Annotated in this window: 14 protein-coding genes; 6 read left to right on the top strand and 8 right to left on the bottom strand. The window is 65.1% G+C overall.

Features of this window, described 5'->3' with window-relative positions:
• Position 1: 1 nt before the first annotated feature.
• The 3 genes from ACJJVR_RS14510 to ACJJVR_RS14500 all read right to left on the bottom strand — a co-directional run bounded on the left by ACJJVR_RS14510 (position 2) and on the right by ACJJVR_RS14500 (position 3,885).
• Entirely contained in the window at positions 2-1,444 is a 1,443-nt protein-coding gene (locus ACJJVR_RS14510) for an NAD(P)(+) transhydrogenase (Re/Si-specific) subunit beta (protein WP_405405610.1), read from the bottom strand.
• A gap of 12 nt (positions 1,445-1,456) precedes the next feature.
• A complete protein-coding gene (locus ACJJVR_RS14505; RefSeq protein ID WP_405405608.1) occupies positions 1,457-3,031 on the bottom strand; it encodes a Re/Si-specific NAD(P)(+) transhydrogenase subunit alpha in 1,575 nt (524 codons plus the stop codon).
• A 197-nt stretch (positions 3,032-3,228) separates the two neighbouring features.
• Entirely contained in the window at positions 3,229-3,885 is a 657-nt protein-coding gene (locus ACJJVR_RS14500) for a hypothetical protein (RefSeq protein ID WP_405405606.1), read from the bottom strand.
• 182 nt (positions 3,886-4,067) lie between these two features.
• On the opposite strand from ACJJVR_RS14500, the gene pepN reads away from it, so the two are divergent.
• Complete coding sequence (gene pepN, locus ACJJVR_RS14495; protein ID WP_405405605.1) at positions 4,068-6,641, top strand: aminopeptidase N; 2,574 nt, start codon at positions 4,068-4,070, stop codon at positions 6,639-6,641.
• A 10-nt stretch (positions 6,642-6,651) separates the two neighbouring features.
• Positions 6,652-7,563 carry a 1-acyl-sn-glycerol-3-phosphate acyltransferase gene (locus ACJJVR_RS14490; protein WP_405405603.1) on the top strand — a complete coding sequence of 304 codons (912 nt, stop codon included), beginning with the start codon at positions 6,652-6,654 and terminating at the stop codon, positions 7,561-7,563.
• An 89-nt stretch (positions 7,564-7,652) separates the two neighbouring features.
• Here ACJJVR_RS14490 and proB read toward each other — a convergent pair whose 3' ends face one another.
• The gene (proB, locus tag ACJJVR_RS14485; protein ID WP_405405602.1) at positions 7,653-8,768 is read right to left on the bottom strand and encodes a glutamate 5-kinase; all 1,116 of its coding nucleotides are present in this window, start codon (positions 8,766-8,768) and stop codon (positions 7,653-7,655) included.
• A complete protein-coding gene (obgE, locus tag ACJJVR_RS14480) occupies positions 8,756-9,790 on the bottom strand; it encodes a GTPase ObgE (protein ID WP_405405600.1) in 1,035 nt (344 codons plus the stop codon). The genes proB and obgE overlap by 13 nt, the downstream gene beginning before the upstream one ends.
• A 110-nt stretch (positions 9,791-9,900) precedes the next feature.
• Here obgE and ACJJVR_RS14475 point away from each other — a divergent pair, with 110 nt between their 5' ends.
• From ACJJVR_RS14475 to eno, 3 genes are all read left to right on the top strand, one after another.
• Positions 9,901-11,289 (top strand): protein adenylyltransferase SelO, encoded by a 1,389-nt coding sequence (locus ACJJVR_RS14475; protein WP_405405599.1) that lies wholly within the window; start codon positions 9,901-9,903, stop codon positions 11,287-11,289.
• A 78-nt stretch (positions 11,290-11,367) separates the two neighbouring features.
• The gene (locus ACJJVR_RS14470) at positions 11,368-12,048 is read left to right on the top strand and encodes an endonuclease/exonuclease/phosphatase family protein (protein ID WP_405405597.1); all 681 of its coding nucleotides are present in this window, start codon (positions 11,368-11,370) and stop codon (positions 12,046-12,048) included.
• A gap of 60 nt (positions 12,049-12,108) precedes the next feature.
• A complete protein-coding gene (eno, locus tag ACJJVR_RS14465) occupies positions 12,109-13,383 on the top strand; it encodes a phosphopyruvate hydratase (protein ID WP_405405595.1) in 1,275 nt (424 codons plus the stop codon).
• Between the two features lie 4 nt (positions 13,384-13,387).
• On the opposite strand, the gene ACJJVR_RS14460 is transcribed toward eno, so the two are convergent.
• Entirely contained in the window at positions 13,388-14,803 is a 1,416-nt protein-coding gene (locus ACJJVR_RS14460) for a PLP-dependent aminotransferase family protein (RefSeq protein WP_405405593.1), read from the bottom strand.
• 238 nt (positions 14,804-15,041) lie between these two features.
• On the opposite strand from ACJJVR_RS14460, the gene ACJJVR_RS14455 reads away from it, so the two are divergent.
• Complete coding sequence (locus tag ACJJVR_RS14455; protein ID WP_405406460.1) at positions 15,042-16,160, top strand: TRAP transporter substrate-binding protein; 1,119 nt, start codon at positions 15,042-15,044, stop codon at positions 16,158-16,160.
• Between the two features lie 82 nt (positions 16,161-16,242).
• On the opposite strand, the gene ACJJVR_RS14450 is transcribed toward ACJJVR_RS14455, so the two are convergent.
• Together ACJJVR_RS14450 and ACJJVR_RS14445 are read right to left on the bottom strand one after the other, a co-directional pair.
• On the bottom strand, positions 16,243-18,042 hold the full coding sequence (locus tag ACJJVR_RS14450; protein WP_405405591.1) for a TRAP transporter large permease subunit: 1,800 nt from the start codon (positions 18,040-18,042) through the stop codon (positions 16,243-16,245).
• Positions 18,039-18,650 (bottom strand): TRAP transporter small permease subunit, encoded by a 612-nt coding sequence (locus tag ACJJVR_RS14445; protein ID WP_405405589.1) that lies wholly within the window; start codon positions 18,648-18,650, stop codon positions 18,039-18,041. The genes ACJJVR_RS14450 and ACJJVR_RS14445 overlap by 4 nt, the downstream gene beginning before the upstream one ends.
• Positions 18,651-18,688 lie beyond the last annotated feature (38 nt).

Genomic DNA, 18,688 nt, shown 5'->3' with positions numbered 1-18,688 from the left:
ATCAGTCGATCATGGGCAGCAGCTTGTTGATGCTGTCCTTGGCATCGCCATAGAACATCCGGGTGTTCTCCTTAAAGAACAGCGGGTTCTCAATGCCGCTATAACCGGTGCCCTGCCCGCGTTTGGACACAAACACCTGCTTGGCGCGCCACACCTCCAGCACTGGCATGCCGGCGATGGGGCTGTTCGGATCGTCCTGGGCCGCGGGGTTCACGATGTCATTCGACCCGATGATGATGACGACGTCGGTGGCGGGGAAATCATCGTTGATCTCGTCCATCTCCAGCACGATGTCATAGGGCACCTTGGCCTCTGCCAGCAAAACGTTCATGTGGCCGGGCAGACGTCCCGCCACGGGGTGGATGGCGAAACGCACCGTCTTGCCCGCCGCGCGCAGCTTGCGCGTCAGTTCGCTGACGGCACCCTGCGCCTGCGCGACCGCCATGCCGTAACCCGGCACGATCACCACGCTGTCGGCCTCGTTCAGGGCGGACGCCACGCCGTCCGCATCGATGGCGATCTGTTCGCCTTCGATCGCGGCTGCGGGGCCCGTCTCTCCGCCGAAACCGCCCAGGATCACACTGACGAAATTGCGGTTCATCGCCTTGCACATGATATATGACAGGATCGCGCCCGACGACCCGACCAGCGCACCCGTCACGATCAGCAGGTCGTTCGACAGGGTGAAACCGATCATCGCCGCCGCCCAACCGGAATAGCTGTTCAGCATCGACACGACGACCGGCATATCCGCGCCGCCGATCCCCATGATCAGGTGATAGCCGATAAAGAACGCCAGCAGCGTCACCAGGATCAGCCAGAACACCGCCGGACCGACACCGGTGAAATACAGCACGCCGATCAGCAGCGACAGTGCCAGCGCACCTGCGTTCAGCATGTGACCGCCCGGCAGTTTCTTTGGCTTGCCGTCGACGCGGCCTGCCAGCTTTCCGAATGCTACGATCGACCCGGTGAATGTCACCGCGCCGATAAAGATGCCAAGAAAGACCTCGATCTTCAGCATGGCGATCTCAGGGGCGGTCTTGTGCGCCAGCAGGGCGGCAAACCCGGTCAGTTCAGCCTCGAACCCCTCCGCACGCAGGCGCAGGACGCGCGACAGCTCGATCTGGGCGTTGAAGCCAACAAAGACCGCCGCCAGACCGACCAGCGAATGCATCGCCGCGACCAGTTGCGGCATTTCGGTCATCTGGACGCGCTTGGCGACCAGCCAGCCGCCGGTCCCGCCGATGGCGATCATGATCAGCGACAGCAGCCAGTTGCCCGAACCCGGCCCGAACAGCGTCGCCACGACCGCAAGGCCCATGCCGACGATGCCGTACCAGATCGCGCGTTTTGCGCTTTCCTGTCCCGACAACCCGCCTAGCGACAGGATGAACAGGACCGAGGCGACCACATAGGCCGCAGTGGTGAATCCGTATTCCATTGTCCCGACCCCTTACGACTTCTGGAACATGGCAAGCATGCGCCGGGTGACCATGAAGCCACCAAAGATGTTGACCGATGCCATCAGCACGGCCAGCGCGCCCAGGATCACGACCCAGGCCGATCCCGACCCGATCTGCATCAGCGCGCCCAGAATGATGATCGAACTGATCGCGTTCGTGATGGCCATCAGCGGCGTGTGCAGCGAATGCGCCACGTTCCAGATCACCCGGAAGCCGACGAAACAGGCCAGCACAAAGACGATGAAATGCGACATGAAGCTGGCGGGCGCGATCAGCCCGATCAGCAGCACAACCAGACCGCCGCCGACCAGCAGCTTGATCTGGCTGGTGGTGTCCGCCTTGAACCCGGCGGCCTCTGCGGCGCGACGTTCGTCGGGGGTCAGCGTCTTTTTCTTTTCCTTGGGCTTTTGCGCCGCGATGGCCGCGACCTTGGGCGGCGGGGGCGGCCAGGTCACGTCGTGATCATGCACGACGGTCGCGCCCCGGATCACGTCATCGTCCATATTGTGAACGATGACGCCATCTTTCTTGGGCGTCAGGTCGGCCACGAAATGGCGAATGTTGTTGCCGTACAGCTCGGACGCCTGCGCGCCCATGCGCGACGGAAAGTCGGTGTACCCGACAATGACCACGCCGTTGTCGGTCACGATGCGCTCGTCAGGAACGGTCAGGTCGCAGTTGCCGCCCTTCTCGGCCGCAAGATCGATGATGACGCTGCCCTGCTTCATCATGGCCACCATGTCGGCGGTCCACAGCTTGGGCGCGTCGCGACCGGGGATCAGCGCCGTGGTGATGACGATGTCCATCTGCGGCGCCAGTTCACGGAACCGCGCCAACTGCTTTTCCCGGAATTCGGGGCTGGAGGGCGCGGCATAGCCGCCCGTCGCGGCACCGTCCTGCGCGGGCGCGTCGAATTCCAGATAGACGAACTCGGCGCCCATCGATTCGATCTGCTCTGCCACTTCGGGGCGCACGTCAAACGCATAGACCTGCGCGCCAAGACTGGTTGCCGTGCCGATGGCCGCAAGACCCGCGACCCCTGCGCCCACGACCAGCACCTTGGCTGGCGGAACCTTGCCCGCCGCCGTCACCTGTCCGGTGAAAAAGCGGCCGAAATTGTTCGCGGCCTCGATCACCGCGCGATAGCCGGCAATGTTGGCCATGGACGACAGCGCGTCCATCTTTTGCGCGCGGCTGATGCGGGGCACCATGTCCATCGCGATGGCGGTGATGCCCTGATCCTTGGCCTGCGCCAGCAATTCGGCATTCTGCGCCGGTTGAAAGAAAGAGATCAGCGTCTGCCCGGCCCGCATCTGGCCAAGTTCGGCCGTCGTCGGCTGGCGAACCTTTGTCAGCACGTCCACTGCCCCGACCAGCTCGGCGCTGGTCTGGGAAACGGTCACGCCCGCCTTACGATAGTCGTCGTCAGAGAAACCGGCGCGTGCGCCTGCGCCGCTTTCCACGAACACGTCATGTCCCAGTTTGCCAAGATGTCCGGCGGTTGATGGCGTAATCGCCACCCGCGCCTCGCCATCAAAACTTTCCCTCGTCGCGCCAATCTTCATGGCTTGATGCCCCCTGGTGTGGTGATCCTGCGTTGCAGCTGTCATAGCATCGCGAAAGATTGTTTCACAAGTCCGTGCTCAACCGACGGCGTTCATGCGGCCAGGTACGGTGGTTATTCCAATCTGATCGTCTCAATACGAAAACGGCCCGGGCGCGTGTGCACCCGGGCCGTCTTCATCATTCAGCATCAATTCGATCAGTTGGCCGGTGCCGGCGTCGTGGTCGTCGGTTCGGTCGGAACCGGCTCGGTGGTCATCGGCGCTGGTGCGGGCTCTTCGACGCTGATGGCATCGTCAACGGCATCCGCCGCGCTGTCCGCAGCTTCGGCAGCAGCTTCGGCAGCGTTCGATGCGGCTTCGCCGGCATCATCGGATGCGTTATCAAGCGCAGTGCCGGCAGCGTCTGCAGCATTGCCTGCTGCGTCAACGGCACTGTCGGCTGCGGCGCCAGCAGCATCAACGGCCTCGTCGGTCGCATCGGCGGCACCAGCGGCGGCGTCGTCAGCAGCCTCGGACGCGCTTTCGGCGGCAGCTTCGGCCTCGGCAGCAGCGTTGTCTGCAGCAGCCTCTGCCTCGGATGCGGCGTCATTGACTTCGGGCTCTTCAACGACGGCGGGGGCCGTGGTCGTCTCAGGCGCCGTTTCGGTGGTCGTGACCGAGGTCGTGTCGCCTTCGACAACAGTCGTGTCATCAGCCATGAACCGCTGCAGCACGAAATACGCCAGCGCCAGTGCCAGCAGGACACCGATGATCAACGGCAGCGCGGAGGACTTGCGCTCCACGGGCTCGACATAGGTTTCCTTGGGGGTGGTGCCGGGTTTCACGCGGTTCGGATCGTTGGGATCATAGCTCATGCAGGTCTCCGATTCAGACTGTATTTTGACCGGTTTACGTCGCAAACCTGTGACGTGTGGCCCTTCGGCTGTCAATCGCCAACGCCCCATGCCACGCCTTGCGAGCCGGCGTTCAGCCCATTAACACAAAGCAAAGGCCGGGGTTCCTCTTGCGGCTGTATTTTTACGAAAGGCCGCTGCCAATGTCCGCTGATAAACCGCAGCCAGTCCAGCACCTTGCCGATTACCTGCCGTGGCCGTTCACCCTGTCGCAGACCCGTCTGGACGTGACATTGGCACCACGCGACACCATCGTTCTGACAGAACTGGACCTGGAACCATCGGACGATCCCATTGATCTGGTCCTTGACGGAGGCGCTGGCCTGCGGCTGCAATCGTTGGTCATTGACGGACAGGCAGTCGGTCCCGATCACATCCTGCGCGACGATGAAACGCTGACCATCCGCGCCGCCGCCCTGCCCCGCGTGCCTTTCACGCTGGCGACAGATGTCCGCATCGACCCGCAGGACAACACCGCATTTGAGGGGCTCTATCTTTCCGGCGGCATCTTTTGCACCCAATGCGAGGCCGAAGGGTTCCGGCACATCACCTTTTATCCCGACCGTCCGGATGTGATGACCACGTTCCGCGTAACCCTGCGCAGCGATCTGCCGGTGCTGTTGTCGAACGGCAACCCGGTGCATGCCGAGAACGGCGTGGCTGAATGGAACGACCCGTGGCCCAAGCCGGCCTATCTGTTTGCGCTGGTCGCGGGCGATCTGGTGGCGGTCAGCGACAATTTCACCACCCGGTCCGGGCGAGCGGTTGATCTGAACGTCTGGGTCCGTCCCGGTGATCAGGACCGCGCAGGCTTTGCGATGGAGAGCCTGATCAAGTCGATGCGGTGGGACGAGGACGTTTACGGTCGTGAATACGATCTGGATGTGTTCAACATCGTCGCGGTTGATGATTTCAACATGGGTGCCATGGAGAACAAGGGGTTGAACATCTTCAACTCGAAACTGGTACTGGCCTCGCCGGACACGGCGACCGATGGCGATTACGAACGCATCGAGGCGGTGATCGCGCATGAATATTTCCACAACTGGACGGGTAACCGCATCACCTGTCGCGACTGGTTCCAGCTGTGCCTCAAGGAAGGGCTGACCGTCTTTCGGGACCAGCAATTCACCAGCGACCTGCGATCTGCGGCGGTCAAGCGGATCGAGGATGTGCAGACCCTGCGCGCCCGTCAGTTCCGTGAGGATCAAGGCCCGTTGGCGCATCCCCCGCGCCCCGACCGGTACGAAGAGATCAACAACTTTTATACCGCGACGGTCTATGAAAAAGGCGCCGAGGTCATCGGCATGCTGAAACGGCTGGTCGGAGACGAGGGCTATGCCCGTGCGCTGGACCTGTATTTCGACCGCCACGACGGCGATGCCGCCACCATCGAGGATTGGCTGCAGGTGTTCGAGGATGCCACGGGCCGTGACCTGTCCCAGTTCAAGCGCTGGTACACCGACGCTGGCACCCCGGTCCTGACCATGGAGGAAACATGGCAGGACGGCACGCTGACGCTGAATTTCGCGCAATCGACCCCGGCCACACCGGGTCAGCCGGACAAGCCCGCCCGCGTGATTCCGATTGCGGTCGGGCTGATCGGCCCCAACGGCGACGAGGTCGCCCCGACCCGCGTGCTGGAGATGACCGGGGATCGGCAAAGTTTCACGTTCGAGGGTCTGGGGGCACGTCCTGTCGCCTCGGTCCTGCGCGGGTTTTCCGCCCCGGTGATGCTGCGGCGGCAGATGGACGACGCCACGCGGGCCTTTTTGCTGGCGCATGACACTGACCCCTTTGCCCGATGGGAGGCGGGGCGCGAACTGGCACTGTCCGCGCTGACGCAACTGGCGCAAGGGCAGGACGCGGGCGAGGACTATATCGTGGCCATCGGCGCACTGGCAGCCGATGCGGATGCTGATCCGGCGTTCCGCGCGCTATGTCTGAACCTGCCCGGCGAGGAAGAGATCGCCACCCGCCTGGCCGCCACCGGCACCACGCCCGACCCGGACGCGATCCATCAGGCGCGCGCCGGACTGACCCGCCGCATCGCGCTGGAGCATCAGGGCCTGCTTGCCGACCTGTACGACACGATGACCGTGCAGGGCCCCTATTCGCCCGATGCGAATGCGGCGGCGCGCCGGTCGCTGCGCATTGCGGCGCTTGGGCTGTTGGGCCGGATCGACGGTGGTGACCGGGCCGAGGTGCTGTTCGGCATTGCCGGGAACATGACGGAACGCATGGCCGCGCTGGCCGTGCTGCTGCGCATCGGCCGCGGGGAAAACGCGCTGCGGATGCTGCATGACGAATTCGCCGGAAACCGGCTGGTCATGGACAAGTGGTTTGGCATTCAGGTCATGGCCGCCCCCCCGTCGGATGCGGTGGGCATCGCCGAACGTCTGGCCGCGCGCGCCGATTTCGACTGGAAGAACCCCAACCGCTTCCGCGCGCTGCTGGGCGGCCTGGCTGCGAACCATGCGGGCTTTCATGCGGCCGATGGATCGGGATACGCATTTACGGCGGATTGGCTGATCCGCATGGATGCGGCCAACCCGCAGATCGCCGCGCGCATGTCCACGGCGTTCGAGACATGGCCCCGATACGACGCCGCCCGCGGCGTCCACGCGCGCAATGCATTGGAACGGATCGCATCTCTGGCGGGTTTGAGCCGCAATACACGCGAGATGGTCTCGCGCATGATCGCTGCGGGACACTGAGGGGGACGCGATGGGCAAGCATGAGGAGGCTCGTGCCGAGATGCAGGCGCGCCTGGACCCGCTGATTGCGGAGCGGGCGCCATGGCTGTTCTCGGGTCGTCCGCGTGACCGTGTGGCGCGGTGGGCGATGATGCACTTGCTGCGCTATCCGCGCACCGTGGATCTAGGTGCCGAGTTCCGCGACCTTCCCCCGACAGAGATCTTTCGCCGGATGAGCGATCTGATCGTCCGCGACCTGCAGGTCGATGGGTTGGAGCATATTCCGGCGACGGGCCCTGCACTGATCGTCGCCAATCATCCGACCGGAATTGCGGACGGGATCTTTCTGAACGCGGTGATTTCGCAGTTGCGTGACGATGTCTTCATCTATGCCAACCACGACATGATCCGCGTGCTGCCACAGATGATCGACATGATCGCGCCGGTCGAATGGCGGGTCGAGAAACGCAGTCACGCCAAAACCCGCGCGACGATGGATTACACCCGTGACGCGATATCAGCGGGGCGCATCGGACTGATCTTTCCTTCGGGCCGTCTGGCCAAACGGACCGGGCTGACCCTGAACGAACGGCCATGGATGGCCAGTGCGGCAATGATCGCGCGCAAATTCGACCTGCCGGTCATTCCGCTGCGTATCAGGGCACGCAATTCGGCGCTGTTCTATCTGTTCGACAAGATACACCCGACATTGCGCGACGTGACCCTGTTCAATGAGGTGCTGAACAAGACGTCCCAGCCTTATCGCGTGACGATCGGTGCACCGATCATGCCCGCAGATTTGCCACGCAGCAGCGACGAGGCGATTTTGGCTCTGCGTCATGCGGTACTGTCGCTGCCGTCGCCCGGCACCGGTGCGATCCGCCTGACCCGCAGCAGGGGCGTCGCCCGCCTCACCGGTGCGCGGCGCCCTGTGGGTGGCTGATTGCGTCCCGCGACGGCCGGGGGGCCAGCCCCCCGGACCCCCCGTGTGCGGTGCTTGTGTCGAGGTTCGGTAATCTCAAAAAGCAGTTCTCACGTCACCATGTCATCGCGGTGCACCAGAGCCGCCCGGCCCGGATACCCGAGGATCGATTCTATCTGCGCCGATTTGTGACCGGCAATGGCGCGGGCCTCGGTCGCGGTATAGCGGATCAGCCCGGTCGCCAGGCGCTGACCTGCATTGTCGGTGATCGCAACCGGATCGCCGCGTCCAAAATCGCCCTGCACCTGCACCACACCTGCGGGCAACAGCGATTTCCCCCGTCCAAGCGCGATGCGCGCGCCATCATCCACAATGACGGTCCCCTTTGGCTTCATCGCGGCGATCCAGCGTTTGCGCGCCTGCTGCGGATCGGCTTCGGGCAGGAACCACGTGGTCCGGGCGCCCTGTGCGACGGCTGACAGCGGGCGGAGGACCGACCCCTCGGCAATCGCCATCGCACATCCGCCCGCCACCGCGGTCCGTGCCGCCATCAGCTTGGTCTTCATTCCGCCCTTGGACAGGCCCGACACCGGGTCGCCACCCATCGCCTCGATTTCGGGGGTGATCGCGTCGATCACCGGCAGGTGGCGGGCGGTCGGGTCAGTCTTGGGGTTCGCCGTGTACAACCCGTCGACATCGGACAGCAGCAGCAGTTGGTCCGCGCCGCAGGTCACGGCGATCTGGGCGGCAAGCCGGTCGTTGTCACCGAACCGAATCTCATCAGTGGCGACGGTGTCGTTCTCGTTCACGATGGGCACCACGCCCAGACCCAAGAGGGTCTGCATCGTGGCGCGGCTGTTCAGATAGCGGCGGCGGTCGGCACTGTCCTCCAGCGTCAGCAGAACCTGCGCTGTGACAACGCCGTGTGGTGCCAGCGCCTCCTCATAGGCGCGGGCCAAGCGGATCTGGCCCACGGCTGCTGCAGCCTGTGCCTGTTCCAGCGGCAGCGCGCCACCAGCCAGGCCCAGCACCCGCCGCCCAAGCGCGATCGACCCCGAACTGACCAGCACCACGTCGCAGCCCTGCGCCCGCCATGCGGCCACGTCATCGCACAGCCCGCGCAGCCAGTCCCCGCGCAGGCCCTCGGGGCCGACCAGCAATGCCGACCCGATCTTGACGACCAGCCTGCGGGCCGCGCCAAGCTGCGGCACGGTCACGGCTGCCATGTCCCATCAGGCGTTTCCGGTGTCACAGGGGCACGCGACGGCTCGATCTGGGTCCACAGCGCGCGTAGAACATCGGTCACGCCGGTGCGGGCCACGCCGGACATCAGCATGACCGGGTGACCCAGTTCCGCCTCCAGAGCGGCGCGGCGTTCGGCAATCTCGTCATCGTCCAATGCGTCGATCTTGTTCAGCGCAGTCACGCGGGGCTTTTGCATCAGCACCGGCGAATAGGCCGCCAGCTCGGTCAGAATGGTGCGCGCATCCTCGGCCACGGTCTCGGATGTGCCGTCAACCAGGTGCAGCAGCACGTTCGAGCGTTCGACATGGCCAAGGAACTGGTCGCCCAGCCCACGCCCCTCTGACGCGCCCTCGATCAGGCCCGGAATGTCGGCCATCACGAATTCATACGTATCGACGCCCACGACGCCCAGGTTCGGATGCAGCGTGGTAAAGGGGTAATCGGCGATCTTGGGACGCGCATTCGACACGGCCGCCAGAAAGGTCGACTTGCCCGCATTGGGCAGGCCCACCAGACCCGCATCCGCGATCAGCTTGAGCCGCAACCAGATGGTCCGCTCGACCCCCTCAAGCCCCGGATTGGCGGTGCGTGGGCTGCGGTTGGTCGAGGATTTGAAATGCAGGTTGCCCCAGCCCCCGTTGCCACCCTTGGCCAACAGCACGCGCTGTCCGACCTCGGTCATGTCGGCGATCACGGTCTCTTCGTCCTCGTCCAGGATCTCGGTGCCGACGGGCACGCGCAGCTCGACGTCGTCGGCGGATTTGCCGGTCATCTGGCTGCCCATGCCGTGCTGGCCCGACTTGGCAAAAAAATGCTGCTGATAGCGGAAATCGATCAGGGTGTTCAGCCCCTCGACCGCGACGGCCCAGACATCGCCGCCCCGGCCCCCGTCACCGCCGTCGGGACCACCGTATTCGATGAACTTCTCGCGGCGGAACGACACGCAGCCCGCGCCACCCCCGCCCGAGCGGATATAGACTTTGGCGAGGTCGAGAAATTTCATGGGACAGCTCCTTTTGCCGGATGCCGATACGCCCTTGACGCCTGTGGCGCAAGGGTTCCGGGCTGGCAATGCCGGGATGCACTCCTATGTAATGATCAAAGGAGACCGCGATGATCCGTTTCGACAACAGCTATGCCCGGATGCCGCAGGGGTTCTTTGCCCGCGTGGACCCGACCCCGGTGACCGCCCCCAGCCTGCTGGCCCTGAACGGGCCGCTGGCGGACCGGCTGGGGCTGGACCGCGATGCGCTGACGGTCGACATGCTGGCCGGCAACGCCATCCCGCAGGGTGCCTCGCCCTTGGCACAGGCCTATGCGGGGCATCAGTTCGGTGGCTTTGTGCCACAACTGGGCGACGGCCGCGCCGTCCTGCTGGGAGAGATCGTGGCCCCCGACGGTGCGCGCTTTGATCTGCAGCTGAAGGGATCGGGGCCCACGCCCTTCTCCCGCAGGGGCGACGGACGGGCGTGGATGGGCCCGGTGCTGCGCGAATATCTGGTCAGCGAATTCATGGCCGCGATGGGCGTGCCCACGACCCGCGCGCTGGCCGCGGTGGCCACGGGCGATCAGGTCTGGCGCGAACAGGGCGGCCTGCCCGGCGCGGTGCTGACCCGCGTGGCGGCCAGCCATATCCGCGTCGGGACGTTCCAGTATTTCGCCGTACGCGACCGAAAGGACGGGTTGGCGGCCCTGACCGACCACGTGATCGCGCGCCATTACCCGGACGCGGACGGTCCGTTGGCGCTGTTGGACCGGGTCGTGGCCGCACAGGCGGAAACGATCGCACAGTGGATGGCGCTGGGTTTTATCCACGGGGTGATGAATACTGACAACATGGCGATCTCGGGCGAGACGATCGATTACGGCCCCTGCGCGTTCATGGACATCTATCACCCGAACACGGTGTTTTCGTCGATCGACCGTCAGGGCCGCTATGCCTGGGCGAACCAACCACAGATCGCGGTCTGGAACCTGGCACAGTTCGCGACCTGCCTGATCCCCCTGATGGGCGACGAGGAGGCCGCGGTCGAGGCCGCCACCACCGCCGTCCACCGCTTTGCACCGCTGTATCAGGCCGCCTGGCTGCGCCGGTTCGGCGCCAAGCTGGGCATTGACGGTGCCGCGCATCAGCCGCTGATCGAGAGCCTGCTGCAGATGATGGCCGAACAGCAGGCCGACTTTACCCGCGTGTTCGCGGGCTTGTCGGACGGCACGGCGGGCGACGAATTCACAGATCGCGCTGCCTTTGACGTCTGGGCGCATGACTGGCGGGCCCTGTCGCCGGACAGGGCCGCGATGGCGCAGGCCAATCCGCGGCGTATTCCGCGCAACCACAGGGTCGAAGAGGCCATCGCATCCGCCGTGGCGGGGGACATGGTGCCGTTCGAACGGCTGTTCGACGCGATCACTCATCCGCGTGACATGCGTGACGATTGGGCAGATCTTGCCCATGCACCGACCGTAGCGCAGGCGGTTCGCCAGACTTTCTGCGGAACCTGACAGGGTTGTGCGCGCCTGCCCCTTGCGCCGGGCGCGAACCCCGGCAGGATCATGCGCAACCCCAGTCCGGATGCATCGATGCTCAAGATCGCAAGCTATAACCTCCACAAATGCCGCGGGCTGACCGGCCCGCACGCCCCGCTGCGCAACCTGGCGGTGATCCGGGCGCTCGACCCTGATATCATCGCCTTGCAGGAGGTCGATTTCCGACTGGGCGCCCGCCCCGAAGCGTTGCCTCGCAACCTGATACAGGCGGAAACCGGGCTTGTGCCCGCCGACATCTATGGCACGACCGAAAGCAGTCTGGGCTGGCACGGTCAGACCATCCTGATGCGCCCACATCTGGCCGAACAGGCCATCCTGCGCCGCTTGCCCCTGCCAGGGCTGGAGCCGCGCGGCGCGGTCGCACTGCGCCTGCCCGGCCTGACCCTGATCGGCGCGCATCTGGGGCTGGTGCGGTCGTCGCGGCGCGCGCAGTTGGCACGGATCACCGCGCAGGCTGCGCGGATCGCCGACGACCATATCGTGATGATGGGCGATTTCAACGAATGGCGCGATGACCGGGGCCTTGAATCACTGGCGGGGTTCCGGGTCGTCGCGCCTGGCCCGTCCTGGCCCGCGCCCCTGCCCAGACTGCGGTTGGACCGCATGGCGATGTCCACGAACCTGGACATCGTGGAAACCGGCGTCTTCAATCAGGCGGGGGCGCGTGACGCATCCGATCACCTGCCGATCTGGGCGCGCATCCGCTTTCCGTGAAGATTGCGAAACCGGGCTTGCGGCGCTAACAAGGCGCAAAGCATCAACCGGAGTGCGCTTATGACCGCCATCATCGACATCTTCGCCCGTGAAATCCTGGACAGCCGCGGCAACCCGACCGTCGAGGTCGACGTGACCCTGGAAGACGGCACAATGGGCCGCGCGGCCGTTCCCTCGGGGGCGTCGACCGGCGCGCACGAAGCGGTCGAAAAGCGCGACGGCGACATGTCCCGTTACATGGGCAAGGGCGTTCTGGACGCCGTGGCTGCCGTCAACGGCGAGATTGCCGAAAATCTGGTGGGCGAGGATTCGACCGAACAGCGCGCCATCGACATGATGATGTGCGACCTGGACGGGACGCCGAACAAGGGCCGTCTTGGCGCCAACGCGATCCTAGGCGTGTCGATGGCGATCGCCAAGGCCGCGGCGGACGCCACGAACCAGCCGCTGTACCGCTATGTCGGCGGCACCAGCGCGCGCATCCTGCCGGTGCCGATGATGAACATCATCAACGGCGGCGAACATGCCGACAACCCGATCGACATTCAGGAATTCATGATCATGCCCGTCGCCGCGGAGAACATCCGCGAGGCCGTGCGCATGGGGTCGGAAATCTTCCACACCCTGAAGAAGGAGCTGTCGGCGGCGGGACTGTCCACCGGCATCGGCGACGAGGGCGGCTTTGCCCCCAACCTGTCGTCCACCCGCGACGCGCTGGATTTCATCCTAAAGGCCATCGAAAAGGCGGGCTATCGCCCCGGCGACGACATCATGCTAGCGCTGGATTGCGCGTCGACCGAATACTTCAAGGGCGGCAGGTACGAGATGAAGGGCGAGGGCAAGTCCCTGACCCCCGGCGAGAACGTCGACTATCTGGCCGCGCTGTGCGACGCCTATCCGATCCTGTCGATCGAGGATGGCTGCGCCGAGGATGACTGGGACGGCTGGAAGCAGCTGACCGACCGCCTTGGCGACCGGGTGCAGCTGGTCGGCGACGACCTGTTCGTGACCAACCCCGTGCGTCTGGCTCAGGGCATCCAGCAGGGTTGCGCCAACAGCCTGCTGGTCAAGGTCAACCAGATCGGCACCCTGTCGGAAACGCTGGACGCCGTGCGCATGGCCGACCGCGCGGGTTACACCAGCGTCATGTCGCACCGTTCGGGCGAAACCGAGGACGCGACCATCGCCGATCTGGCAGTCGCCACGAACTGTGGTCAGATCAAGACCGGATCGCTGGCCCGGTCGGACCGGTTGGCGAAATACAACCAGTTGATCCGTATCGAGGAAATGCTGGGCGCCACCGCCGAATACGCCGGCCGCAGCATCCTGCGCTGACGCCTCAGTCCGGCCCCACCCCGGGGCCGGACCTGGCCATCTGGCCCAGGGTCTGCAGCGCGGCGGCCAGCCTGTCGCGCGGCATCCGGCAGTTCAGCGCAATGCGCACGCCCTCCACCGGCGTCTGTCCCGGCCCGCAGAAATCCGACGATGGCCGCACGATCACGCCCGCCGCCGCCGCCCGTGCCGCAAAATCGGTGGCCGTCCATGGCGCGGGCAAAGGCAGCCAGATCATCGGAACCCCCGCCTGCCCCCGTGCGTCCAGTCCCACAAGCGCGTCCTTTGCCAGCGCCAGTCGGTCACCGACCATGGCTTGTACCTCCAGTGCGATCCGGACGGCATCACCAGACCTCAAAAGGCGCGTGACCAGCCCGGTGATCGGTTGTGACAGGCCCATGTGGCTGTGCTGGGCGGCGACGCGCCCCGCCTGACCCATCCCCTCGGGGCAGATCAGAACGCCGAAACGCAGACCCGCGGCAATGATCTTGGACAGGCTGCTGACATGCCACACCCGTTCCGGCGCCAGTGCGCGCAGGCTGGGGGGGGCGTCGCTGCGCGGGCTGGGCGCATAGCATTCGTCCTCGATGATCTGCAGGTCGTGGCGCCGCGCGACCTCGACGATGCGGGCGCGGCGCATGGCATCCATCGACGCCAGCGTGGGGTTCTGCGCCGAAGGCGTCAGGCAGACCAACCGCGCGCCCGTCGCGCGCGCGACGCGGTCCAGTTCCTCGGGGATCATGCCCTGGCCATCCATCGCGACGGGCTGGGTCTGCGCGCGCATCAGGCGGGCGGCGTGGGTGATGCCGGGATAGGTCAGTGCCTCGACCATGACCTGTGCAGGCTGATCGGCCAGACACAGCGCCATGACCAGCGTGATCGCATGCTGACCGCCATGGGTCAGCACCATGTCGTCGTCGGCCACCGTCCCCAGGGGCCGCACCGCCATCCACTCCACGGCTGCGGCCCGACAGTCGCGGTCGCGGCTGAGCGGCGTGTAATCCAGCATGGACACGTCCATATCCGCGGCGAACGCGCCCAGATGCGTGGCCAGAACACGCGCCTGACCGCAATCAGGCAGCTGCGGGATGCGCAGGTCCGCCGGACCCTGCAGCGACGCGGGATCATCCAGGCTTTCGTACAGCAACGGCTGCGGCACCGGGCGGCGGGGACGCGGCGCGGCGATGAAACTGCCGCGCCCGACATGGCTTTCGACGACGCCCTCGGCAGCGGCGACCTGATAGGCGCGGGCGACGGTGCCGGTCGTGACCCTCAGCCGCCAGGCCAGGTCGCGCATCGGTGGCAGGCGCGTGCCGGGCGCCAGCTGACCCGACCGCGCAGCCTCGCGCAGGGCATTGGCCAGGGCGCGGAACTTGGGTCCGGGCTGGCTGATCAGGTCGGGCTGCCAATCCTCGATGCGCATCTGGGCCTCCTTGCCGCAACGTCACTGATAGTGCGCCGTTTTTGCAGGCACAATCGCCCGCATGCGGTTGCGCACCCCCGCCCCGCCTGCGGGCGTAAAATAACTTGGGGGATCGGTCGCAGAGCACTCGACAGGCCCGAAACCGGGGCTAAACTGTTCGCCATGCAGGGTGGGAAGTCGCGGGCCGAGGGGGCCCACCGACCCAAGCGGAGGAGACAGAATGAAAGATTCCAAAGCGTTGGACCGGCGGTCCTTTATCGCGCGTGCGTCCATCGGCGGTGCAGCCGCAGCAGCCGGCAGCGTGCTGGCCGCGCCCGCCATCGCGCAAGAGGCACCCCAGATCAACTGGCGCCTGGCATCCAGCTTTCCGAAGTCGCTGGACACCATCTATGGCGGAGCCGAGGAAATCGCTCAGCGCCTGTCCGAGGCGACCGACGGTCGCTTTCAGATCCAGGTGTTCTCGGCCGGAGAGATCGTGCCCGGTCTGGACGCGATCAACGCCACCACCGACGGCACGGTCGAGTGTTCGCATTCGGTGGGCTATTACAACTGGGGCAAGGATCCGGCATTTGCCTGCGGTGCCGACCTGCCGTTCACCTTTTCGGCCCGCGCCAAGAACGCCTACAACTATCAGGGCGGCGGCATCGAGAACTATAATACTTTCCTGGAAAAATACGATCTGGTCAGCTATCCGGGCGGCAACACCGGCGTTCAGTTTGGCGGTTGGTATCGCAAGGAAATCAACACGCTGGCCGACATGCAGGGCCTGAAGATGCGCATATCCGGTCTTGCGGGCCGGGTCGTCGAAAAGCTGGGCGTCGTGCCGCAGCAGATCGCCGGCGGCGACATCTATCCGTCGCTGGAACGCGGCACGATTGATGCGGCCGAATGGGTCGGTCCCTATGACGACAGCAAGCTGGGCTTCCAGAAGGTCGCGCCGTACTACTACTATCCCGGCTTCTGGGAAGGCGGGCCGACGGTCAGCTTTTTCGTGAACAAGGGTCAGTGGGAATCGCTGCCGGACAGCTACAAGTCGCTGTTCCGCACCTGCGCGCAGGCCACCGATCAGAACATGTTGGCGAAATACGACATGAAGAACCCGACCGCGCTCAAGGAGCTGGTGGGTTCGGGCGCGCAGCTGCGATCCTTCAGCGAGGATGTTCTGGCCGCGTCCTTTGCCGCCGCGAACGAGGTCTATGCCGAACTGTCCACCGAGAACGAGTCCTTCAAGACCCAGTACGAGGCGATGCTGCAGTTCCGCGACGACTGGTACCTGTACCAGCAGACCGCCGAATACACGTTCGACACGTTCATGATGATCCAGCAGCGCAACGGCGCCCTGGCCGTCGGCGGCTGATCCACCAACGTTGAAACGAACAGCCGCCGCGCAGGATCTGCGCGGCGGCTTTTTCATGTCCGCGTGGGGCCCCGATCGGGGATCAGTTTCCGGACAGGCCCGGCGGTGGTCCGCCAAGGCCCAGGCCACCCGATGGTGCCGCCGGTGCAGGCGTCGGGGCGGGCTGTTGCTGGCCGAAGGGCGATCCGCCCAACCCGCCAAGCGACCCGAAACCGCCGCTCTGCGCAGGGGCGTCCGTGCCACCCAGACCGCCGCCAAGGCCGCCACCCAGTCCGCCACCCATGGGGATCTCGATCCGCATGTTCGACGTGTCGACGACCGGTCCCTTGTAGTGCATGACCATGCCCGGAAACGCGATCACGGCCGCGATCATCAGCACCTGAAGACCCACAAACGGCACCGCCCCGCGATAGATGTTCAGGGTGGTGATCGGGTCCATCACCAGCCCGGTGATCTTGTCGCGATAGGATTCGCGCGGCGCGACGGATCGCAGATAGAACAGGGCAAAGCCGACCGGCGGCGTCAGGAACGACGTCTGCATCGTCACCGCCAGAATGACCCCAAACCAGACCAGATCGACGCCAAGCGCGTTCGCCGCCGGGATCAGCAGGGGAACGATGACGAATGCCAGTTCGAAAAAGTCCAGAAAAAAGCCCAGGATGAAAATGATCAGGCACGACACCAGCAGGAACCCGATCACCCCACCCGGCAGCGCGGTCAGCAGGTCACGCACCCAGATATGGCCGTTCACCGAATAGTAGGTCAGCGAGAACACCGTCGCCCCGATCAAAATGAACATGACAAAGGCCGACAGCTTGACCGTCGACAACAGCGCCTGATTCAGCACGTCATAGCTGAGGCGGCGCTTGATTGCGGACAGGATCAGCGCGCCCATGGCGCCCATCGCGCCGCCCTCGGTCGGCGTGGCGATGCCCAGAAAGATTGTGCCCAGCACCAGAAAGACGAGCGCCAGCGGCGGAATCATCACGATGATGACCTGCTGCGTCATCGGCGACAGCCAGCGCCCGCCGGTTGCGCGGTCCCCGATGGCCAGAACCACCAGCACCGCAACCGCCAGTGTCGCCGCCCAGATCGGTGCATTGGTGATGCCGTTGGCATCCATCCACCAGCTGGCCAACTGAAAGATCGCGACCGCCAGGGCGATCACAATGGCCAGCGACCAGCCGCCGCCGCCCAGGCTGCGCGCCTCTATCGGCAGGGCGGGCATGGCCTTGGGGCGGACGATCGACAGGACCAGAACATAGAGGATATACACCGAGACCAGCGCCAGCGCAGGGACCATTGCCGCCCTGTACATGTCGCCGACCGACCGACCCAGCTGATCGGCCAGCACGATCAGCACCAGCGACGGCGGAATGATCTGCGCCAGCGTGCCCGACGCCACGATCACCCCGGTCGACAGGCTTTTGTCATAGCCATAGCGCATCATGATCGGCAATGAGATCAATCCCATCGAGATCACCGACGCCGCGACAACGCCGGTCGTCGCCGCCAGCAGCGCACCCACCAGGATGACCGCATAGGCCAGGCCGCCACGCACCGGGCCGAACAGCTGGCCAATGGTGTCCAGCAGTTCCTCGGCCATGCGGGACCGTTCCAGCACGATCCCCATCAGCGTAAAGAATGGGATGGCCAGCAGCGTGTCGTTGCGCATCACGCCAAAGACCCGGTCGCCAAGCGCACCCAGCAGGTTCCAGCCCACGTTCACCTGATCTGACAGCGGCGTCAGGAACACCCCGAAGAAAAAGAACAACAGGCCGTTGGCCGCCAGCGCGAAGGCGATGGGATAGCCGAACAGCAAGAACACCACCATCGAGAAGAACATGATGGGGGCAAGGTTGTGGGCGATAAGGTCGATCACGGGCGACGCTCCGATTCATTGGTCAGGTCGGTGCGGCCTGTCAGCATCAGGCTGGCCTCGTGGTTGGCGGCCTCGTTCGGGCCGGTGTTGCGGTGGGGATCGGGAATGATGCCGCGCATGACGGCGATCTTTTTCACGATTTCGGACAGACCCTGCGCGAACAGCATGCCGAAACCCACGACCAGGACGGCGCGCGCAGGCCATAGCGGCAGGCCGCCCGCGTTCATCGAGATTTCTCCGTCTTCGATACTTTCTATCAGCTTGGGCCAGGTCAGCCACAGCATGACGGTGGTGAACGGCATCAGGAACAGAACCGTGCCCAGCAGGTCGATCCAGTGCTGAACCTTGCGCGACCAGCGGCCGTAGATCACGTCGATGCGGATGTGTTCGTTCTCCAGCAGCGTCCAGGCAGAGGCCAGCATGAAGGCCGCGCCAAACAGGTACCACTGCGCCTCCAGCCACGCGTTCGAGGACATGCTGAACGCCTTGCGGATGATCGCGTTGACGGCACTGATGACGACGGCCAGCAGGATCAGCCAGGCGACGCTGCGCCCGACCAGCGTGTTGACGCGGTCGATCCCGCGCGAAAGGGCCAACAGGCCGCTCATGATATGCTCCTCCCTCAAGGTGCGGCGTGGGGCCGCGG

Origin of the sequence: Paracoccus sp. Ld10 (assembly GCF_045064235.1) — a bacterium.
Classification (GTDB): domain Bacteria; phylum Pseudomonadota; class Alphaproteobacteria; order Rhodobacterales; family Rhodobacteraceae; genus Paracoccus.
The sequence above is the reverse complement of the archived record's forward strand: the minus strand, read 5'-3'. Positions and strand labels throughout refer to the sequence as shown.

Coding starts and splice junctions, on each gene's coding strand:
- pepN (WP_405405605.1), top strand. CDS start 4,068: ATGTCCGCTGATAAACCGCAGCCAGTCCAGCACCTTGCCGATTACCTG.
- ACJJVR_RS14460 (WP_405405593.1), bottom strand. CDS start 14,803: ATGCGCATCGAGGATTGGCAGCCCGACCTGATCAGCCAGCCCGGACCC.
- ACJJVR_RS14500 (WP_405405606.1), bottom strand. CDS start 3,885: ATGAGCTATGATCCCAACGATCCGAACCGCGTGAAACCCGGCACCACC.
- obgE (WP_405405600.1), bottom strand. CDS start 9,790: ATGAAATTTCTCGACCTCGCCAAAGTCTATATCCGCTCGGGCGGGGGT.
- eno (WP_405405595.1), top strand. CDS start 12,109: ATGACCGCCATCATCGACATCTTCGCCCGTGAAATCCTGGACAGCCGC.
- ACJJVR_RS14510 (WP_405405610.1), bottom strand. CDS start 1,444: ATGGAATACGGATTCACCACTGCGGCCTATGTGGTCGCCTCGGTCCTG.
- proB (WP_405405602.1), bottom strand. CDS start 8,768: ATGGCAGCCGTGACCGTGCCGCAGCTTGGCGCGGCCCGCAGGCTGGTC.
- ACJJVR_RS14475 (WP_405405599.1), top strand. CDS start 9,901: ATGATCCGTTTCGACAACAGCTATGCCCGGATGCCGCAGGGGTTCTTT.
- ACJJVR_RS14490 (WP_405405603.1), top strand. CDS start 6,652: ATGGGCAAGCATGAGGAGGCTCGTGCCGAGATGCAGGCGCGCCTGGAC.
- ACJJVR_RS14505 (WP_405405608.1), bottom strand. CDS start 3,031: ATGAAGATTGGCGCGACGAGGGAAAGTTTTGATGGCGAGGCGCGGGTG.
- ACJJVR_RS14470 (WP_405405597.1), top strand. CDS start 11,368: ATGCTCAAGATCGCAAGCTATAACCTCCACAAATGCCGCGGGCTGACC.
- ACJJVR_RS14445 (WP_405405589.1), bottom strand. CDS start 18,650: ATGAGCGGCCTGTTGGCCCTTTCGCGCGGGATCGACCGCGTCAACACG.